Origin of the sequence: Chitinophaga oryziterrae (genome assembly GCF_009758125.1) — a bacterium.
Lineage (GTDB): Bacteria > Bacteroidota > Bacteroidia > Chitinophagales > Chitinophagaceae > Chitinophaga > Chitinophaga oryziterrae.
Map to the genome: position 1 here is coordinate 1,485,455 of NZ_WRXO01000001.1, position 20,789 is coordinate 1,506,243.

The window sequence follows — 20,789 nt, forward strand, 5'->3', positions numbered from 1 at the left end:
AAAGTCATATACTTGCATAATCATTGATTAGTCAAGTATATGTCAGCAGTCAGTCACTCTCTTAAGTTCCTTATGAACCTGGCGAAAATACAGGCAGTTATTGCCCGCAGGTTTGATAAGTTAAGTATGCATGGCATTGGGTTTAACGATTTTCTGATCCTGTACCTGTTGCAACAGTCTCCTGGTGAAAAGCTACGGCGCGCAGACTTATCAGAAAAAGTGGGGCTCACTGCTTCCGGTATTACCCGTATGTTATTGCCGATGGAAAAAATGGGACTTATAAAAAGGGAGGCACACGAATGGGACGCGCGGGTGAGTTACGTAGTACTTACAGCGGCCGGCCGGCAAATATATGAAGACGCAAAGTATACGGCCAATGCCATTGCCAAAGAAATCATTCCAGTAGAAAATTTGAAAAACAACCAACCCGTGGCTGAACTGTTTAAGCTGCTTGGTGGTACTATTGTATAAATCCGTTATCTATGTCACTGATCAATTCTTCTCTTATCCCGACCTCCCGGATAGCTGCTGTTGAAATGGCTTTGCTACAGGCTTTTGGGACCTCTGCTGTTACCGATATTTCGTTGCTTGCCGGGGGGCTTTCGGCTTCTTCCGTGTATAAAATTGTAGTACATAACAAGCCCTATGTGCTCAAACTGAATGCACATGCAACTGCGACTTTACCTAAGCCGCTGGTGCTTGCTGCTGCTGCTGGTATTGCTCCGCCATTGCATTACCAGGATATAGAAAATGGTATTTCCATTAGTGGTTTTATAGACAGTAAGCCTATACGTGCTGTTTTGGCTCCGGATAAGTTAATTGCCGAACTGGCCGGGACCCTCAAAGCTATTCATTCGGTGCCATGTGAGGTTGAGGGAGACGATTTGCAGGGGACCATTGATGGAATGATCGACAGGTTCAGGCAAACCAATATGTTGTCGGGGCCAGTGTTCGACGAGTGTTTCGGGCATTATGAAAAGATAAGGGATAAATACCCCTGGAAGGATACGAATAAAGTATTCAGCCATAATGACCTTAACCCAAGTAATATTTTGTACGATGGGGAAAGGATATGGATTATTGATTGGGATGTCGCTTTTTTAAACGATCAGTATATTGATCTGGCAAATGTTGCCAATTTCTTTGTGCATACCGGAGAACAGGAAAGCATATTGTTGAATAAGTATTTTGACAATGCTGCAGATGACTATAAAACAGCACGTTTTTTTGTCATGCGCCAGGTTTGCAGGATCATTTATGCAATGCTGATGTTTCAGGTTGCGGTGCAAAGTAAGCCTGCTGATTACATACATAATCAGGAAATGGAAGGAATCGGCCTGAAAGAGTTTGGTGCATTGATGGGCTCCGGTCAATTATCCCTGGCAGCTTATGAAGGCCAGCTAATGTATGGGAAAGCCTTGCTGAATGAAGCTGTGCATCAGATGCGCTCTCCGCGTTTTGCAATCTCTCTTGCACAACTCGTGTAGTTATTTTGCTATTACTGGTCATAATCTCAGGAGGCCATTTTACTTTTGGACAACTTCCTGAGATTATACTCATTACTTGAAAAGCCTCAGCAAAGATGGACATTGCAGATAAAAACCACACATGGCCGGAGAAAAAAGTATAAGTAATTGGTAAAATTAAACAAGTCTTATAGCAACTTTGTATTAATTCATTTGATTAACTTTAAAACAGTTTCCACGTGAGCTTAGCATGCTAAGCAGCTTTTTATGAAAACTGACTGTACCCTTGACCCATAAGCATCAGACCACCTTCTTTAAAGATTCAATTATTAAGTACCAGGCCAAAGATTCAACGACAGTCATTTTTTTTGTATCAATATGCAATCGTTTGCATAGATGTTGAAATTATCTGTATATAACATTTAAAATACCCGTTATGAAACATCTGATTCCCCGGCAGACAGATGCAACTGCTATATCCACAGCACCCACTTCAGTAAATGATCTATAAACTGTTAAATCAATAGCATGAAACGTTTGATGATTTTTATGATGATTCTCAATTACGGTATTGTTGATGCACAACCCGGTACACTGAAACATTTTCCCAAAGGCAGTTCGCCGGAAGAGATCGGAAAACGGGTGGCAAACCGTTTTCTGGCCTCTCCCCATCCCAATTTTGGCCGGCCAACACCCCCTTCCGTTATTACATATCCGGAAGTATGTACATGGTATGGCGCATTGTCATTTGCCAGGGCAAGCGGTGATAAGCTCCTTAGAGACAAACTGGCCAAACGTTTTGATCCGCTTTTTGGTGATGAGGCGGCTTTGGTTCCACCTCCGGATCACGTAGACCATACCGTTTTCGGGGCAGTTCCTTTAGAGTTGTACCAACAACTGAAAGAACAGCGCTACCTGGATATGGGAAAGACAATTGCAGATAAACAATGGGGAACACCCGAAGGGGCACACGTAAAACCGGAATCTGTTGTTTATTCTGATCAGGGGCTTACCTGGCAAACCCGTTTGTGGATAGATGATATGTTTATGATCACAGCAGTGCAGGCGCAGGCTTATCGTGCTACAGGTAACAAGCAGTATATTGATCGTGCTGCCAGGGAAATGGTGGTTTACCTGGACTCATTGCAACAACCTAACGGACTATTCTATCATGCTCCTGATGTGCCTTTTTTCTGGGGACGGGGCAATGGCTGGATGGCTGCCGGCATGAGCGAGTTGCTACGCTCATTACCCTCAGATAACCCCGACCGGCCCCGTATCATGCAGGGTTACAAAAAGATGATGGCCACACTACTTAAGTGTCAGGCGGAGGATGGTATGTGGCGGCAACTGGTGGATGATCCTGCTTCATGGCAGGAAACTTCCTGCACAGGCATGTTCACATTTGCTATGATCACCGGCGTAAAACAGGGATGGCTTGATGCTGCTACCTATGGACCGGCAGCACGTAAGGCATGGCTGGCGCTGATCACCTACATTGATGAAAACGGAGATATCCGGGAAGTATGCGAAGGCACAAATAAGAAAAATGACCGGCAGTATTACCTGGACCGTAAACGTATTACCGGTGATATGCATGGTCAGGCGCCGGTACTATGGTGTGCCGCAGCATTATTACGCTAAAATAATAACCTCTTAAAAACACGTATGAAAAAGCTAATGTTTGTTTGCTTAATGCTGATCGGCCCTCTCTTAATTTCAAAAGCTTTTGCTGCTGATACAACAGTAGTAACTAGTCCTGACGGACAAATCCGGTTCAGGTTGTTTATCTCTCATCATCAGTTACAATATACGGTTACCTTCAGAAATGAAACGGTTATTGAAACATCTCCCATGATCCTGTCAGTTGATAATAAAATACTCACAGATGAGGTGAAACCCGGTACGGTTAAACGATATACTATCAATGAACGTTATCCCTGGATGGGAGTACATGCGTGGGCCATCAATAACTGTAAGGGTGCAGGCATTGCCCTGCAGCAGGCATCCGTAAATTACACATTGGAAGTACGGGTGTTCAATGAGGGCATTGCTTTCCGGACAGTGGTGCCAGGTGTTGCCGGAAAACTCCGCGTCCCCGACGAAGCAACGGTATTCAATATTCCGGCAGGTAGTGAGATCTGGTATCATGACCTGGTAATGCATTATGAAAGTGTGCACACAAAGAAAATGATTTCAGCATTGCAGGCGGGAGAATGGGTAGCGCCGCCAGCCACTTTAAAATTACCACAGGGCATTTATGCTGCCATTACAGAAGCTAATCTTGTGAACTATAGCGGTATGGCGCTGGAAGCAGATGGAAATCGTGGCCTGGTGCTGCGCCTGGCACATCACCAGCCGGTTTCGTACCCGTATAAGTTACGTTACAGCGAAGAAGATGTTAACCGGTTGTCAAAACCGGCGGCTGTTAGTGGTACTATTACAACTCCCTGGCGGGTAGTGATGATTGGTGCAGATCTGAATGCGATGGTGAACAATGATATGGTACATGATCTCTGTCCGCCTCCTGATCCCAGACTCTTCCCGAAAGGAATATTGACTGACTGGATCAGGCCCGGGCGTGCAGTATGGAAGTACCTGGACGGCGGAGGGGAAGGCACGCCTGAAGTAATAAAGGACTTTTCAGCCAAAGCTGCTGCTTTGGGTTTTGAGCACAATATCCTGGAAGGCTTCTGGGAAAAATGGAGTGATGAACAGATCACGGATGTGGTAAATGATGCTAAAAAACAGCATGTAAGTATTTGGGTATGGAAGCATTCCAAATACCTGCGGGATAAAAATGTGCGCCTTGCTTTTTTTAAACGATGTCATGACCTGGGTATAGCAGGCGTAAAAATCGATTTTTTTGATCATGAAGCTAAAGAGGTGGTGGACCTGTATTCCGCTATTCTTCGGGAAACTGCTGAATACCATCTTTTAACAGATTTTCATGGCGCCAATAAGCCCACAGGTCTGGCCAGGACCTGGCCTAATGAACTGACAAGGGAGGCGGTAAAAGGTATGGAGGCCAGCAAACTGGCAGACAGGGCCACACATGAAACAACGCTGCCTTTTACACGCTTACTGGCCGGACCTGCAGAATACACGGTAGTCCATTTTGGAGAGCGCAGGAAGAATACCACCTGGGCCCATCAGATTGCCAGCGCAGCTATCCTGAGCGCTCCATTGCTTACATATGCTGCACAGCCACAGCATATCCTGGAGAATCCGGCCGCAGACATGATCCGGCATATTCCTGCCAACTGGGATGAAACCATTGTATTACCGCAATCCGGAATAGGGCAACTGGCGGCTTATGCCCGTCGCAAGGGAGATACCTGGTTCCTGGCTATCATGAATGGCCCCCAGCCGCAAAAGTTAACGGTCCCTCTCCATTTCCTGAAAGCATTGAATTATAAGGTGTCTGTTGTAAAGGATGATCCGGACAGTACCGGGGCCGTAAAAACAGAAGAAACTTCGGGTACACCACAAGACGTCATTTCTCTGCAACTGGCGCCGGGTGGAGGGTATGTGGCCCGTTATACTGTATATAGTTTACCCGGGAAGAAATAGATTAAAGTGTTTGTAAATGAGGTAAGTAGAATAATATATCTTTTAGTATAACCTTTTATTACATTTGATGATATCCCTGAATGGACTAATCAAATATAACATGAACAAACACCCTCAATTGTTATTGTTAACACTCTGGTTGATTGGAAGCCAGATCGCTTTTGGCCAAACGAAAACATCTGTAGCAAAGAAATCGTATGACATCGCCGCGTTTTTGTATCCGGCTTATGCCAGTGATGACCCCAGGTTACGTCCTTTCTGGCCGGCTGGTAATGGGGAATGGGAAACTGTGCTGAACATGCAGGAAAGGTTCCCCGGCCATTACTGGAACAGAAAGCCATTATGGGGGCCTGTTAACGAGGCAGATCCGGCTGTGATGTCTATGGAAATCAACCAGGCCGTAAAGCATGGCGTAAACGTATTTATTTTCGACTGGTACTGGTATGATGGCAGACCGTTTATGGAAACCACACTTGACAATGGGTTCCTGAAAGCCGACAATACTGATCAAATGAAGTTTTACCTCATGTGGGCAAACCACGATGTTGTCAATACCTGGGACACCCGTCTGAATAAGTATAATGAAAACAATGTTATCTGGACAGGCAAAGTAAGCAGGGCAGAGTTTGAAAAAATATGCAAACGGAACATTGAAAAGTATTTTAAGCTTCCGCAATATTATAAGATCGATGGAAAACCTGTTTTTATGATCTATGACATGCCTCAGCTTATAGATGGGCTGGGAGGAATAGAACAAGCTGCTGATGCATTAAAATGGTTTAAGGAAGAAACAAAAAAGGCCGGTTTCCCCGGACTGGAATTACAGCTCACCATGTGGTCAATCAATATGAACCATAGTGGATTTGATGGTAGTAAAACGAAAAATCCTGAAAATGCCTTTGTTAAAAAATTAGGCTTTACAAGTGCTACCCACTATCAGTTTTGTCATTTCGCAAATGTAGATGATGACTATCTGCATATTCTTGAAGGTGTAAAAAAAGAATGGGCACGTATCGATACCGCATTTGATTTTATCTATTATCCTCACATTAGTGTCGGATGGGATAATAGTCCACGTACGGGGCATAGTGCTGTGGTAAGAAATAACACGCCGGATAACTTTGAAAAGGGATTACGTATGGCTAAAGCATACGCAGATGCGCATCCCAAACAAGTACCTCTGATTACTATAAACAGTTGGAATGAATGGACGGAGACCAGTTATCTGCAACCTGATAATGTTTTCGGCTATGGGTATTTAAATGCCATAAAAAAAGTGTTTGTAGATGAGATACGTTAAACATGATTTTTTGCCCGTTGGAGATACATAATAAGTATGGTGTTTGGTTATACTGTGCAGGTTACTTTTACTACATGCTGCCACATCCATAGCGGCTAAAAATATTTCCATCAGGATGCTTTGTTTCATGATTAAACAAACGGGTGAATCAGAAAACAGATCCTAAAATAAATTTTGCGCAATTGATTAGTTGCGTATATATTTGCAACTGAATGGTTGCGAATATATGCGGACGCTACTCCGCACTCTTTGGGTAGATCGCTTTGATCAACCGGACAATCTATTGGATAACCTTAAACATAAGAAACCATGACAAACAGAGAAACAGTCTTTACAAAGGATCTGCAAAAGAAGAAACTGACCGTTGTAAGGGCATTTGATGCTCAATTGGAACACGTATGGAAGGCCTGGACAGAAAGTGAAATACTTGACCAATGGTGGGCGCCTAAACCTTACCGGGCCGAAACCAAAATAATGGATTTCAGGGAAGGGGGGTACTGGCTGTACTGTATGGTAGGACCAGAAGGGGATAGGTCCTGGTGTAAAGAAAACTATGAAACGATCGGGCTCTTAAAGAGCATCATCAACTCAGTACATTTTTGCGATGAAGCAGGAAATGAAAACCTGGATTTTCCGGCTATGCATTGGAAAAAGGAATTTAGTGAAACGGATGACAACACGACCGTAAGAGTTGAAATCACTTTTGATAAAGAAGCTGATCTGGAAACGATCATTAAAATGGGCTTCCAGGAAGGATTCACTGCCGGTTTAAGTAACCTTGACCTTTACTTAAGTACACAGTTCAAAATCAGGAAAGAACTTAAAAAAGATAATAACGCGAGAGTAACTACATACCTGAATTTCCCCGGGAAAACAGAAGAAGCATTCAACTTTTACAAAGAAGTTTTTCAGGGTGAATTTACAGGTGTTGGTTTAAGAAGATTCGGAGATATAGAATTGCCTGCAGAAATTCCACCACTGAGTGAGGCTGATAAAAAACTGATTATCCATGCAGAATTAACGATAATGGGAGGTCATGTATTGATGGCGACTGATGCACCTGAAAGCATGGGCTTCAAACTGAAAACCGGGAACAATATGCACATAAACCTGGAGCCTGATTCAAGAGAGGAAACCCAAAGATTATTTAATGCACTTTCCGCGGGAGGTGTGGTCACCATGCCTTTGGAAGATATGTTCTGGGGAGCTTACTTCGCCGAATTTACAGATAAATTTGGCATCAACTGGATGCTGAACTACCAGCGTAAATAATAAGAGAAAGGGAAATATTCCGGGTCGGAATGTTTCCTTTTAATCACTTGTGTTTTGCTGCAAACATATCCGAAGATGTATTAGTTATTTTTGAAACAGCTTGCTGCTAATACTTTTGAGACAGCGAGGATAACAGCAGTCAATACCATGCTTTTATCCTTGAAGGATCAGATGGATGATCTGCGCACGTGCCATTATGGATTCGGGTAAATTTAATAGCATCCAGGCATGTACCATTTGAGGATACTCGTAGTAGTTATGTTGAATGTGTTGCGACATCGCCAATAAGTGCAGCTTCCGGGTATCTGCTACCAGGATGTCATTCGAACCGGCGAATATGGATAATTTACCCAACCCTGCCAAAGGTCCATTGATCGGACTCAGCATCGGATGATCAGGAGGGATATCCCCTGCATACAATTTACCGGCTTTGCGAAGACTTTCCTGTTCAAGGAATGGGTCACCCGGCGCTATTAATGCTATCTCCGGGTTAGTGAGTGTAATATCCAGCCATGGAGATAGCAGGATCAATTGGCCGGGTTGAGGCAATGATTCATCTCTCAGTACCTGTGCAAGCCCCAGCGCAAAACCACCTCCGGCAGAATCCCCCATGATGATCAGGTTTTCGGGCCTGACGGTTAACAGTAATTGCCGGTATAGCTGAAGTACCATCGCAAATGAGTCCTGGCAGGTGAAATCAGGTGCCAGAGGATAATCCGGGGCGGTAACGGTACACCTGGTTTCCTGTATTAAATAAGCCAGAAAACTCCAGTGAAAACGTACAAAACCCTGTACATAAGCGCCGCCATGCAGGTAAAGAATGTGCGTAAGGCTGCCAGGGTTTTCCGGCCTCAGTGTAAAAACATTTCTGCCCAGGACCTGATATTTTGTAACAGACAACTTTTTAGTTATACGTGCCGGAGGTTCGGGGCAACTGAACCGAAAAGTGCCGGTAGCCAGTTGCTTTCCCAGGAAGCTCTTTTTACGGATCAGCCGGAGTATCAGGTGAAATATTTTACTTTGGGAACTGGCCAAGATAACTGGTTTATAATTTGCGGTCGTTTCAATATCTTCAATACCTGAAGTTACCGCTATTTCATGGCGAAAATGGTTTATGCCTGTTAGTTTTAAACGATAACGCTTAATGTAATGGATGAATTAGGAAACAAGCCTGATTTCTGGATGCGCCTGGACAATGCTGCAAAGATTTACCCGGCAGTTAAAGACCGGGAACTGACGGCCGTTTTCAGGGTCAGTGTGGAGCTTAAAACACCTATTCAAATAAAACCCTTTCTGGATGCGGTACATGATCTGGAAGAACGGTTCCCCTATTATAAGGTCAAATTGAAAGCAGGTTTTTTCTGGTATTACCTGGAACCTCATGACCTGCCTATTGCAGTAGAACCGGACAAGGAAACGCCCTGCCGTAGTTTTGAGCGGGAAGAACTGATGTTTCGCGTACTGGCCCGGGAACGTACCATCAGTGTGGAATTCTCCCATATACTCACCGATGGGACAGGCGCCCTGGAATTTTTAAAAACATTGTTACTTGGTTATCTCGGAAAGCGCGGAGTCATAGTGCCTGCCGGATTACTTTCCCTGAAACCGGATGAGCCCCCTTCCAAAGAAGAGTACGAAGATGCCTATAACCGCTATTTTAAAAAGATAGATGCGCCGCCGCCAAAGATTACGCGTGCTTTCCATGTGCCATTCCGGTTGAAGCCTACCCCGCGGTTTGAGGTGTTGACAGCTATCATACCGATAGCAGATGTTATTCAGCAGGCGAAATTGCACAAGGTAAGTCTCACCGAGTACCTGACGGCTGTTTATCTGTATGCCTTGCAAGGACTGTATGATCAGTTGTCTAAACTCCGGAAAGGAACTTCCGGTAAAATGCTACGGATAGAAATTCCCGTAAACCTTCGCCGTATATTCCCTACGCGCACAATGCGCAATTTCTCTCTGTATGTGATGCCCGGTATTGATCTTCGTTTGGGTCATTACAGTTTTGAGGAAATCATTAAAATCGTTTATCATCAGATGCAACTGGAAACGGACCCCAAACTGATCGGCAAAATGATCTCCCGCAATGTAAGCGGTGAAAAGAACCCGTTCATCCGGCGAGTACCGTTACTGCTTAAATCCCTGATCCTGTCCAGGTTGTATACTCAGGGGACCGGCCAGTATAGTGGTGTGGTTACAAACCTGGGGCGCATCGATCTCGATACGGAGGTCAACAGTCATATTCAGCGTTTTTCATTCATACCTCCACCGCCTAATAAAATTCTAAAGATTAATTGTGGGGCCGTAGGGTTCGATGGAAAGCTGGTCGTGACCTTCGGTAATATTACCCAGTCAAAAGAATTGGAAAGGCAATTTTTCACCTTTCTGACGAGCCAGGGGATACCCGTTAAAATTATAAACCATTCATAATACCATGCGTTATGCGTTGCAATAATTGCGGGGTCGAACTGGAAGATGACATGCAGATCTGCCCCCTATGTAAAACACCGGTATCGGACGCGCTAACGGTACCTGCGTCATCAATGCCGGGGGCTGACATCCATTCACTGCTGACTCCTGAAAGAATGACGCATCCCCAAAAGAAATTTACCTGGGAAATCGTATCCCTTATATTGCTTTGTAGTGCTATCACCACTTTGCTGGTCAATTTTATCATTAATAAAAGCATCACCTGGTCGGAATATCCGGTAGAGATTTGCTGCATTATCTTTTGCTATATTTCCCTGTTCGCCTTTTCGGATCAGAGCAGATTTGTTAAGATGATGCTTGGCCTGATACTATCTTCGTTTTGTATTGTGATACTGGACGCGATCACCACCGGCATTCAATGGTCAATAGTATTTGGGATCCCGTTGCTGGTGATTAGCAATGTGGTGACAGGCGGACTGATATTTGCCTATCGTAAGGCCCGGTACAAAGGTATTAACCTGATCGCGTATACTTTTTTAGGCGCTGCGCTCTTATGCCTTTTCATTGAAGGGCTCCTGTCTGTTTATCAACACCATGTCCTCCGTTTTAACTGGAGTATTATCGTAGCAGCTTGTGTGCTGCCGGTAGTGATCGTATTACTTTTTGTACACTTCCGGTTAAAAAGAGGACGAAGTCTGGAAAAAACGTTTCATGTGTAGAATGCTCCGGGTTTATAATTCTAAATCATAGCGTAGTTCTATCAGCTCTTTATCGAATGCATAGGATTTTTTTTCTTCGGTAAGTTTAAATCCATACCTGGTGTAAAGAGAGATGGCTGCCTGCTGCTCATTGGTTGTCAATAAATAAGCTTTATTGCATCCGCTTTCTTTCAGGTATGATATGAATTCATTCATCAACACTTTACCTAAGCCAATACCACGGTACTCCGGCAGAAAAATAAAATACCGGAACTGCACAATATCATGACGATGAAATCCGACTAAAAATCCAATGATCCTGTCTTCATGTGAGCAGATCCAGACGCGATCTTTCTCAATATCGTACTGGCGTGCGAACTCCTGTAACCCGCCTAGTACATAGGCTTCGAAATTCAAACCATATCCGAGTTCCCGGGCGTATAGTAATCCATGTATATAAGCTATATACCCCAGGTCTCCCGGTAATAACTCCCTTCTTATGTGTATGTCTGAAAGACGCGGCATATCATTATTTATTTAAAATGCTTATAATCGAATGCATGTGTGATACCAGTTCCTGTTGCTGTGCGCTGCTTAATGTTTCAATCAATTGACCGATCTGATGATCAGAGGCCTTATTCAGTGTATCAAACAGCTTTTTTCCCTTTGCTGTTAATGATATCGACAGGGCCCTTGCATCCTGAGGGGATAGACTTTTAGTAATAATGCCGTCCTTTTCTAATTTTTTCAGAATTCTGCTTAAGTAACTCTTGTCAATACTCATGGCCGCCATAATCTGGGAAGCCTGTACTTCTTTACCCACAGAGATCTCGTACATCACACGCACTTCCGCCAGCGAATAATCACTATCTAATAGATGCTTATTCAACAGACCAATTACATCGGTATAAAAACGGTTAAATGCCCTTATATTTTGAATGGCAGTTTGTTTTGTCAGCATGATACAAAGATAAAATAAAATAGTGGACTTTGTCCACTATTTTGTAAAAAAGAACGGGTTATAGTTTCAGGGGAATTTTTCGTAAATATGTAAGATGATCCTGAAAACTTTTCATACCATATTATTAACTACCTGCTGTAGTATTACACTGGCCCAAAACTACAAACCTGCAAAATTCACAGATCCGGACAGGTTAAAGAAGATCGAAGCTGCTTACCCGGTAATTGATCAGATTTATAAAGATTATGCAGTGCAGAACCATTTCCCGGGTTTGGTATATGGTATTATTGTGGATGGTAAGCTGGTACATACCGGTAGTTTTGGTTATACTGATATCAAGGCTAAAACCCTTGCTACTCCCCAATCTGATTTTCGCATAGCCTCCATGACTAAAAGCCTGGCTGCTATGGCCATATTGAAATTGCGGGACGAGGGTAAGCTAAAACTGGATGACCCTGCTTATCTCTACATTCCCGAAATGAAGAATACACATTACTTAACCAAAGATGCCACACCGGTTACTTTAAGGCATCTGCTAACCCATTCCGCCGGTTACCCGGAAGATAACCCCTGGGGCGACAGGCAACTGGCTGTCAGTGATGCTGAACTGTTAGCCATTTACAAAAAGGGCGTTTCCTTTTCAAATAACCCGGGTACGGGATATGAATATAGTAACCTTGGTTTCGCGACCCTGGGCTATATCATTAAAAAAGTATCGGGCAAAACGTATGAGCAGTATATCAACGAGAATATCCTGAAACCGCTGGGTATGACGCATACCTACTGGGAATATACCGAAGTGCCTAAAGATCAGCTGGCACTTGGTTACCGCTGGCTGGACAACGAATGGGTAGAGCAGCCGCTGTTACATGATGGTGCTTACGGTGCTATGGGCGGACTAATCACCAGTATTGAGGATTTCAGCAAATACATCGCTGTACATATAGCTGCCTGGCCTGCACGGGATGATGCAGAAACGGGGCCGGTTAAAAGGAGTTCTATCCGCGAAATGCAATACCCATGGGACGTAAGCTACTTATCTGCGAATGCGAAAACGACCACGGGTCGCCCTTGTCCTAATGTGAGCGCTTATGCTTACGGGTTACGTTGGGCAAAGGATTGTGAAAACCGTGTTTATATAGGTCATACCGGCGGTTTGCCAGGCTTTGGCAGTAACTGGAACATGCTGCCGGATTATGGGGTAGGAGTGGTCTCATTTGCCAATTTAACGTATGCCCGTGCAAGCTATCCCAATTCCGCTGCGCTGGATACCCTGCTGGCCCTGTCTGGAATAAAACCAAGAACGTTGCCGGCATCTGCTATATTGGAACAACGTAAGAATGAGCTCGTGAAGGTAATTGCCGACTGGAGCAAGGCTAAACAAAGTGGCATATTTGCTGATAATTTCTTCCTGGATTACTTTCCTGATAAATTAAAAGCAGCAACGGAGGAAGCATTTGCCAAAGCCGGTAAAACACTGACTATCTCTGATGTAGTACCAGAAAATCAATTGAGAGGTTATTTTATTATCAGGGGTGAAAAGGCGAACATCAGAGTAAGCTTTACCCTAACCCCTGAAAACCCGGCTATGATTCAGGAATATCACCTGGACGTTATTGACATATGACTCCGGATAATCTGATTATGGTCCGTGAGATAGGGAATGAATGGTATTTGTATAAAACAACCTGATAAAAAAGCAGCTGGCGATAAACCAACTGCTTTACATATTACCCGATTAATGGTTTCAGTCGTGTTCCTATCAATTCTATGGATTCCATCAGCTTGTCGTGAGTCAATGCTGCACTGTCCATCTGAAACGTAAGTCTGGAAATGCCTCCAAGTGCATTGGCGTGACGAAGGACTTTTTCCGCTACTTCTTCCACACTTCCCACCAGCAAAGCCCCTTTAGGTCCCATCTGATCAAAAAATCTTTCTTTGGTCATCGGAGGCCAGCCACGTTCTTTTCCAATATTGGTCATACTTGCTGCATACCCCGGGTAAAAACCATCAATAGCTTCTTCCATAGTTTTTGCTACATAGCCTAATGAATGTAACCCTACTTTTAGTTTTTCAGGTGAATGCCCTGCTTTTAATCCGGCCTCTCTGTAAAGATCTATTAACGGACGAAAACGGTGTGTTTCCCCGCCAATAATAGCCACCATCAATGGCAGACCCAGCATTCCCGCCCGAACAAATGACTCAGGGGTACCACCTACACCCAACCAGATAGGGAAGGGGTCCTGCAAAGGTCTTGGATATACGGGCTGGTTTTTCAGGGCGGGGCGGAACTTACCCGACCAGGTGACAAACTCATTCTCACGGATCTTTAGTAGAAGGTCTAGTTTCTCTGTAAATAGCGCATCATAATCATGGAGGCTATACCCGAATAATGGAAAGGCATCTGTAAACGAGCCTCTTCCCACCACCATCTCGGCCCGGCCATTGGATATCAGGTCCAGGGTAGCAAAGTTCTGGAAGGCTCTTACCGGATCGATGGCACTGAGTACGGTAACAGCACTGGTGAGTCTTATACGTTTGGTACGGGCGGCGGCTGCGGCCAGAATAAGGGTAGGGGCAGAATCAAGAAAACCCTTCCGGTGATGCTCTCCGATACCGAATATATCAAGGTCTGAATGATCTGCATGTTCAATTCTTTCCAGTAACTGGGCCATAGCATCCTTATCACTAATGGCTGTGCCGGCGTTTTCACTAAACCTGGCGGCAAAACTATCTATTCCTATCTCCATAACATTTTTCATAGTATAAAATTAAGCCTTGTAATATGGCTAACGGTTGGATAGAATGCTGGAAATGATGGACGATTTGTTGGATACAGCGATTATTATGCAGATGCTATAAACCTTTTATTACATTAAAGTGTAATTATAAAGTTTATTTAAAGTAATTTTATTACGATTGCACCAACCGAATAAATCTGCCTCAGTATGAGAGTCGCACATATTATTATTTTTCATAAGGATCCGGGCGCGATTGAACGTTTAATTAAGGTTTTGCAGCATCCAAACTTTGATTTTTATCTTCACCTCGACAAAAAAGTTGATATAGAACCTTTTGCGTATTTATCCGATTTGCCTAATACTCATTTTGTTATTGACAGGAAAACGGTTCGCTGGGGAGGTTTTAGTCAACTGGAAGCGCTTATTGCGTCCCTTGATCAGATATTCAATGGAAATAAGAAGTATGATTTTATTAACCTTCTGAGCGGGCAGGATTATCCTATCAAACCGGTCGCTGAAATCAATGATTTATTATCGGATAACATCGGGAAATCTTTCATGATATCTGAAACCCCGCCATCCCCCTGGTGGGATGATGCCATCTCCCGTATTACCAAATATCATCTTGCCGAATATGATTTCCGGGGGAAATACCGGCTGGAAACAGCTCTTTCAAAAGTATTGCCAAAACGTGTGTTCCCGCTAACCTTACAGTTGTATGGAGGGCCATATGCCTCGTACTGGATTTTGAGTTTCGATGCGGCCCTGTATATTTATTACGTATTACACCGGAATGAGCGCATCCGGCAGTTCTTTAAGCATACCTGGGCGCCCGACGAATTTCTGATACATACATTACTGATGAATTCCTATTTTAGGGGAACGGTTATTAATGAAAATCATCATTATATAGACCGGTCCCAGGGTGGTTCCCGCCCGAAAATATTAACAAAGGATGATTTTGATTTACTCGAACGTTCTGATAAAATGTTTGCACGTAAATTTGACCGGGTAGTAGATCCGGAGATCCTGGACATGATAGATGAAAAAATCATATTCGGAACAAATTATGCTCATCGTAAAATGCCTGGCCGGCGTACTTAAATTATTGACTTGCAGACACAATGGAAATGGAAAATTGAGGCAAAAACCCGGTGGTTTCAGTGGAATCTGAAAGAACTGTGGCAATATAAAGATTTGCTCAATAGATTTGTCAGAAGGGACCTGATCGCCAATTATCAGCAGACTGTTTTAGGTCCATTCTGGATCTTCCTGCAGCCTGCGTTAACGACCCTTGTTTACTGGCTGATATTCGGTAAAGTAGCCCGGATCTCTACTGATGGTATCCCGCCTGTATTGTTTTACCTGCCGGGCATTATTATCTGGAGCTATTTTTCTGATTGCCTGAATGGGACAATGTATACCTTTTTACAAAACTCCGCATTATTCAGTAAGGTATATTTCCCGCGTTTGATCATCCCTCTTAGCGCTATTGTATCTCATACCATAAGAATGCTGGTACAGCTACTGCTATTTACCGGCATTTATCTCTTCTACCTGATCTTCACCGAGGCTGTTAAGCCTAACCTGTATATTTTACTCCTGCCATTCCTTATCCTGCTTACAGCGGCCTTCAGTTTGGGCACAGGGCTTATTATCAGTGTTATGACGGCCCGGTACCGGGACCTGGACTATGCACTGCAATTTGTGTTAAGACTGTTTATGTTTGCGAGTCCGGTGGTGTATCCAACTTCCATCGTACCGGAAAAATACAGGTTTGTCTTTTGGCTAAATCCACTGACCCCGATTATCGAAAGCTTCAGAACGGCTTTTTTTACTACCGGGCCTCTTCATTATAAATACCTTTTACTGACGCTGTTTTCCGTTACAGTAATCCTTTTCACGGGCCTGACGTTGTTTAAAAAGAAAGAATTGAACGTAATGGACATTATTTAACTATTAAAGCTACCTGCAATGACTAACAAAATGATCAGGGCTGAAAATATATCTAAATACTATAATCTTGGCAGGTTAGGTTCCGGGAGGCTGAGGGAAGATTTTAAGAACTGGTGGGACCGTTCCGTCAAAAACAGCAGGCAGGAGAAGGAACCGCGTAATCACATATGGGCATTAAAGGATGTCAGCTTTGAAGTCTCCGAAGGAGAGGTATTGGGTTTTATTGGCAATAACGGAGCGGGCAAATCAACTTTATTAAGGATCATTTCACGTATAACGGCTCCCTCGTCAGGTGTTATTATGGGTAATGGCCGGGTGGCAAGTTTGCTGGAAGTAGGTACCGGGTTTCATGGAGAACTGACAGGAAGAGAAAATATATACCTGAATGGGCATATCCTGGGGATGAAGAAAAAAGAAATAGCTGACAGGTTTGATGCAATCATAGACTTCTCCGGAGTAGAAAAATTCATTGATACCCCGGTGAAGAGATATTCCAGTGGTATGTACATGAGACTGGCATTTGCGGTAGCTGCTCATATGGACCCGGAAATATTGATCGTAGATGAAGTCCTTGCGGTAGGTGATGCAGAATTTCAGCGTAAATGTATCGGGAAAATGAAGGAGGTGTCAACACAGAAAGGTAAAACGGTCCTTTTTGTAAGTCATAATATGCAGGCGTTGCAGAGCCTTTGTCATCGTGTTATCGCACTTCATAAGGGAGAGATTATTGATTCCGGTGAACCAGAAACTGTTATCGGTCGTTATTTAAAAAGAGAAAGAAAGATCAACAGCTTCCAGGAATATGAAGCCATACCCTATGCTCCCGGAAATGATAGTATACGTATCAAAAAAGTTGCGCTACTCCCGGAATATGTCAATGATCAGGAGGTGATAGATATACGTACGCCTGTTAATATTCATTTTGAATTCTGGTATCTGGGGGCAGCATACGATAATCTTATTGCCGGAGTACATTTATTTAATATGAAGGGAGAGTGTATTTTTGATGTTTGTTCGGAAGGGGCCATGTATACGAATGGTTTAATTGAAGGAAAATGCACGATCCCCGGGAATTTTTTGAATGACGGTTCCTATTATATATCACTGGTTTTTGTGAAAGATACTACCAATCCTTTATATCATTTTGAGGCCTGTTTAGCTTTCGATGTAGAAGATTACCGTAAAGATACTGCATGGTACGGTAAATGGCAGGGCGCCGTAAGACCGGCATTCCCGGTTACTTTAACAACAAAAGAATAACATGCATACATTCTCTCCTTATACAATTGAACACTTACAGTTAAAAGAGCTGGATGATGATCTGTTAAACAGGGCGGATAATACGTACCTGGTATGCTGGTCGGATGAGCTGCCGCTGGGACATTTGTGGTGTAAGGCTGCAGAGGGACAGAATAACAGGAAACGGATCAATGAAGTATTAAGGCCCGTTTTAACCCATTACCTGCCGATATCTGCTGAATGGGAGCATTTACTGGAAGAAGGTAAATACAGTGCTGTATCTTCATTGTTGAGTCAAAAGAAAATTATACCGGAGAGCGATCCTCAACAAAGGATTTCCGTTGTCATTTGTACCAGGAACCGGCCGTCTGCGATACAAAACTGCTTATTATCCCTTACGAAATGCGCGGATAAGGATGTTGAAATTATAGTAATAGACAATGCGCCGGATAATAATCTCACGGAGTTGGCCGTGGCAAAATTCCCGGGAGTGAAATACGTGCAGGAAAAAAGAAAGGGCCTGGATATTGCACGTAATACCGGTGCCAGGCATGCTTCTCACAATATTATTGCCTATACCGATGATGATGTGTTAATACCATCTAACTGGATACGGAACATCAGGTCCTGTTTTGATGATCCATTAACAATGGCCGTAACCGGACTAATTTTACCTGCTGAGTTAAAGACATATTCGCAATTCGTTTTTGAGCGCGACTGGAGCTTCAATAAAGGATATTTACCCAGGGTGTTCGATCACCGGTACTTCCTTGATAATATAGATACAGGAGTACCTGCCTGGGATATTGGTGCCGGTGCAAATATGGCATTCAGAAAAGAAGCGTTTCAACTGGCAGGTTTATTTGATGAACGATTGGATGTGGGTGCTTCAGGTTGTAGCGGAGATTCGGAAATGTGGTACAGGATACTGGCAGAAGGATGGAATTGCAACTACTATCCACATTTGTATGTGTATCACCAGCACCGGAGTACAATGAAGGAACTCCATAGCCAGTTGTACCATTATATGCGTGGACATATAAGTGCCTTGCTGGTCCAGCATGAGAATTATCAGCATGCAGGTGACCTTTACAGGATCCGGAAAGGCTTTCCTGCTTATTATTATTCCAGGATCAAAAGCTATTTACGCAGGGACAGCAGCAGGGACCATTCTGGTTTGCTGAAGGAAATCAAAGGTTGTATAGCCGGATGGAAATATTACAAGGCTAATCAACATCGCAAACGACATGATATTTATCCATTTCCTGAACAGCTACTGCAAAAGGTGGTGGTTAGTGCAGAAACAATCGTTTCTGTTATTATTCCGTGTTATAACTATGGACGGTTTTTAAAGCAGGCAATTGACAGCGTTTTTGGACAATCACATCAAAACGTGGAAGTGATCGTTGTTGACGACGGTTCAGATGACGAAACACCTGCTATCTGTCAGGCATACGGAGACTGGATAAAATATGTAAGAGTAGAAAGAGTGGGGCTATCGGCAGCAAGGAATATCGGGGTACAGTTCTCTAAAGGAGATTTCGTCGTTTTCCTGGATGCGGATGACATCTTATATGAGTCTGCATTGGAACTCAATCTTTATTATTTTAACTTTTATGGCGATGTTGCTTTTGTTTCCGGTGGGCATCAGCGTATAGACGAGGAGGGTATTGATTTACCAGGCATTACTAATGAAGCAAAGCATGAAAATAGTTACTGGGCTTTATTGCAGGGCAATTACATTGGAATGGAAAGTAGTATAATGTACAGAAGAGACCTGTTCTTTCATTTCCATTTTGATACTTCTTTGAAATCATGTGAAGATTACGATCTTAATTTACGTATTGCACGCATATTCCCTGTATTCAGTCATACTGAGGTAATCGCATATTATCGTATACATTCCGGAAATATGTCACTCAATAAAGAAGTAATGAAAAAAACTGCGCTGGCTGTATTAAGGACACAGGAAAAATTATTACTGAATGAAGAAGAACGACAAGCGCATAAGGCCGGTTTGGAGAACTGGGAAAGATTTTATGAATAATAAAAATAAAACAGCGCTGATATGAATGAGCGTATACCTTCTTCGCCTCCGTTAATTGCACCTGTGGATAATACGGTTAAGCGCCCGTTATGGTCTGTTATGATCCCAACGTATAATTGCAGCGCCTTTCTGAGACATACGCTGGAAAGTGTGTTGCAGCAGGACCCCGGGCCGGAAAAGATGCAGATAGAAGTAATTGATGATGCCAGTACAGATGCTGATATCGAGCAACTGGTAGCGGAAGTAGGTAAGGGGCGGGTAGGTTTTTTCAGGCAACCTGTAAACCAGGGAAGTTTACGTAATTTTGAAACATGTTTGAACCGTTCAAAGGGGGAATGGGTGCATATCCTGCATGGGGATGATGTCGTTGCTGAAGGCTTTTATAATGAAATAGAAAGTCTGTTCCTGGCCTATCCGCAGGCAGGCGCAGCATATACCGGATTCTGGCATATTAATGAAGAAGGAGAGGAACGTTATCCTAACGAGTTTGTTTTACCGGAACCTGGTATAATAAACGATTGGTTAACAATAATTGCTCAGGGGCAGAAGCTTCAGCCACCGGCGATTGTCGTAAAAAGAAGCGTGTATGAAAAATTAGGTGGTTTTTTTGGCGTACATTATGGAGAGGACTGGGAAATGTGGGTTAGAATAGCCGCTCATTATCCGGTGGCTCATTCCCCGGAAAAGCTTGCCCGGTACAGGATACACAGCAATAATATTTCAAGCAGGTATTTTCTTTCCGGACAGCATATAAAGGACATTGCTTTTGTTATTAAAACCATACAGCAATATCTTCCTCCGGATCAAAGAAAGAAATTAACGAATAATGCCAAAAGGAACTGGTCACATTATTTTGCACGGACATCAGACATGGTTTATGGTGGGTACAAAGCTCCTGCTCAGGCGCTGGTACAGGCAAAATTGGCATTTAATTTACACAGGAATAAAACCTCTCTTTATTTCCTGTTAAAGACATGGGTGAAGTTGATTATCAGATATAAACAGTAAGCAGTATGCAACTATTGCCATCCCGGGGTTTATCCAATATTGTTAAACACTTTCTAATATTGGAAAGTGATACCAGTAGATTTACACGAAAAATT

18 protein-coding genes are annotated in these 20,789 nt (G+C 43.4%); 14 read left to right on the forward strand and 4 right to left on the reverse strand.

From position 1 onward, the window contains the following. Positions 1-39: 39 nt before the first annotated feature. From GO495_RS06085 to GO495_RS06110, 6 genes are all read left to right on the forward strand, one after another. Positions 40-471: a MarR family winged helix-turn-helix transcriptional regulator gene (locus tag GO495_RS06085; RefSeq protein WP_240915158.1), complete on the forward strand. Its 432-nt coding sequence runs from the start codon at positions 40-42 to the stop codon at positions 469-471. Positions 472-482: 11 nt separating this feature from the next. Next, entirely contained in the window at positions 483-1,487 is a 1,005-nt protein-coding gene (locus tag GO495_RS06090; RefSeq protein ID WP_157298772.1) for a phosphotransferase, read from the forward strand. A gap of 507 nt (positions 1,488-1,994) precedes the next feature. Next, a complete protein-coding gene (locus GO495_RS06095) occupies positions 1,995-3,110 on the forward strand; it encodes a glycoside hydrolase family 88 protein (protein WP_157298773.1) in 1,116 nt (371 codons plus the stop codon). Between the two features lie 24 nt (positions 3,111-3,134). Continuing rightward, positions 3,135-5,039, forward strand: coding sequence for a glycoside hydrolase family 97 protein (locus GO495_RS06100; RefSeq protein ID WP_157298774.1), 1,905 nt, complete (start codon positions 3,135-3,137; stop codon positions 5,037-5,039). A 100-nt stretch (positions 5,040-5,139) separates the two neighbouring features. Further along, the gene (locus GO495_RS06105; RefSeq protein WP_157298775.1) at positions 5,140-6,339 is read left to right on the forward strand and encodes a glycosyltransferase WbsX family protein; all 1,200 of its coding nucleotides are present in this window, start codon (positions 5,140-5,142) and stop codon (positions 6,337-6,339) included. Positions 6,340-6,648: 309 nt separating this feature from the next. Beyond that, positions 6,649-7,611 carry an SRPBCC domain-containing protein gene (locus GO495_RS06110; RefSeq protein ID WP_157298776.1) on the forward strand — a complete coding sequence of 321 codons (963 nt, stop codon included), beginning with the start codon at positions 6,649-6,651 and terminating at the stop codon, positions 7,609-7,611. A 153-nt stretch (positions 7,612-7,764) separates the two neighbouring features. Here the strand turns inward: GO495_RS06110 and GO495_RS06115 are convergent, their stop codons facing one another. Beyond that, positions 7,765-8,646: an alpha/beta hydrolase gene (locus GO495_RS06115; protein WP_157298777.1), complete on the reverse strand. Its 882-nt coding sequence runs from the start codon at positions 8,644-8,646 to the stop codon at positions 7,765-7,767. Between the two features lie 114 nt (positions 8,647-8,760). Here GO495_RS06115 and GO495_RS06120 point away from each other — a divergent pair, with 114 nt between their 5' ends. Both GO495_RS06120 and GO495_RS06125 read left to right on the forward strand, forming a co-directional pair. Then, a complete protein-coding gene (locus GO495_RS06120; RefSeq protein ID WP_157298778.1) occupies positions 8,761-10,044 on the forward strand; it encodes a condensation domain-containing protein in 1,284 nt (427 codons plus the stop codon). 11 nt (positions 10,045-10,055) lie between these two features. Further along, positions 10,056-10,763, forward strand: coding sequence for a DUF6320 domain-containing protein (locus tag GO495_RS06125; protein WP_157298779.1), 708 nt, complete (start codon positions 10,056-10,058; stop codon positions 10,761-10,763). Between the two features lie 12 nt (positions 10,764-10,775). On the opposite strand, the gene GO495_RS06130 is transcribed toward GO495_RS06125, so the two are convergent. Both GO495_RS06130 and GO495_RS06135 read right to left on the reverse strand, forming a co-directional pair. Next, the gene (locus GO495_RS06130) at positions 10,776-11,267 is read right to left on the reverse strand and encodes a GNAT family N-acetyltransferase (RefSeq protein ID WP_157298780.1); all 492 of its coding nucleotides are present in this window, start codon (positions 11,265-11,267) and stop codon (positions 10,776-10,778) included. Positions 11,268-11,271: 4 nt separating this feature from the next. After that, positions 11,272-11,703: a MarR family winged helix-turn-helix transcriptional regulator gene (locus GO495_RS06135; RefSeq protein ID WP_157298781.1), complete on the reverse strand. Its 432-nt coding sequence runs from the start codon at positions 11,701-11,703 to the stop codon at positions 11,272-11,274. 94 nt (positions 11,704-11,797) lie between these two features. On the opposite strand from GO495_RS06135, the gene GO495_RS06140 reads away from it, so the two are divergent. Beyond that, complete coding sequence (locus tag GO495_RS06140; RefSeq protein WP_157298782.1) at positions 11,798-13,330, forward strand: serine hydrolase domain-containing protein; 1,533 nt, start codon at positions 11,798-11,800, stop codon at positions 13,328-13,330. A 103-nt stretch (positions 13,331-13,433) separates the two neighbouring features. On the opposite strand, the gene GO495_RS06145 is transcribed toward GO495_RS06140, so the two are convergent. Continuing rightward, the gene (locus tag GO495_RS06145; RefSeq protein ID WP_240915159.1) at positions 13,434-14,465 is read right to left on the reverse strand and encodes an LLM class flavin-dependent oxidoreductase; all 1,032 of its coding nucleotides are present in this window, start codon (positions 14,463-14,465) and stop codon (positions 13,434-13,436) included. A 186-nt stretch (positions 14,466-14,651) separates the two neighbouring features. Here GO495_RS06145 and GO495_RS06150 point away from each other — a divergent pair, with 186 nt between their 5' ends. The 5 genes from GO495_RS06150 to GO495_RS06170 are packed head-to-tail and all read left to right on the forward strand — an operon-like array spanning position 14,652 to position 20,694. Next, positions 14,652-15,548: a beta-1,6-N-acetylglucosaminyltransferase gene (locus GO495_RS06150; protein ID WP_157298783.1), complete on the forward strand. Its 897-nt coding sequence runs from the start codon at positions 14,652-14,654 to the stop codon at positions 15,546-15,548. Positions 15,549-15,557: 9 nt separating this feature from the next. After that, complete coding sequence (locus tag GO495_RS06155) at positions 15,558-16,400, forward strand: ABC transporter permease (RefSeq protein ID WP_157298784.1); 843 nt, start codon at positions 15,558-15,560, stop codon at positions 16,398-16,400. An 18-nt stretch (positions 16,401-16,418) separates the two neighbouring features. After that, entirely contained in the window at positions 16,419-17,660 is a 1,242-nt protein-coding gene (locus GO495_RS06160) for an ABC transporter ATP-binding protein (RefSeq protein ID WP_157298785.1), read from the forward strand. 1 nt (position 17,661) lies between these two features. Beyond that, on the forward strand, positions 17,662-19,686 hold the full coding sequence (locus GO495_RS06165; protein WP_157298786.1) for a glycosyltransferase family 2 protein: 2,025 nt from the start codon (positions 17,662-17,664) through the stop codon (positions 19,684-19,686). A 21-nt stretch (positions 19,687-19,707) separates the two neighbouring features. After that, positions 19,708-20,694 carry a glycosyltransferase family 2 protein gene (locus tag GO495_RS06170; RefSeq protein WP_157298787.1) on the forward strand — a complete coding sequence of 329 codons (987 nt, stop codon included), beginning with the start codon at positions 19,708-19,710 and terminating at the stop codon, positions 20,692-20,694. Positions 20,695-20,789: the final 95 nt, after the last annotated feature.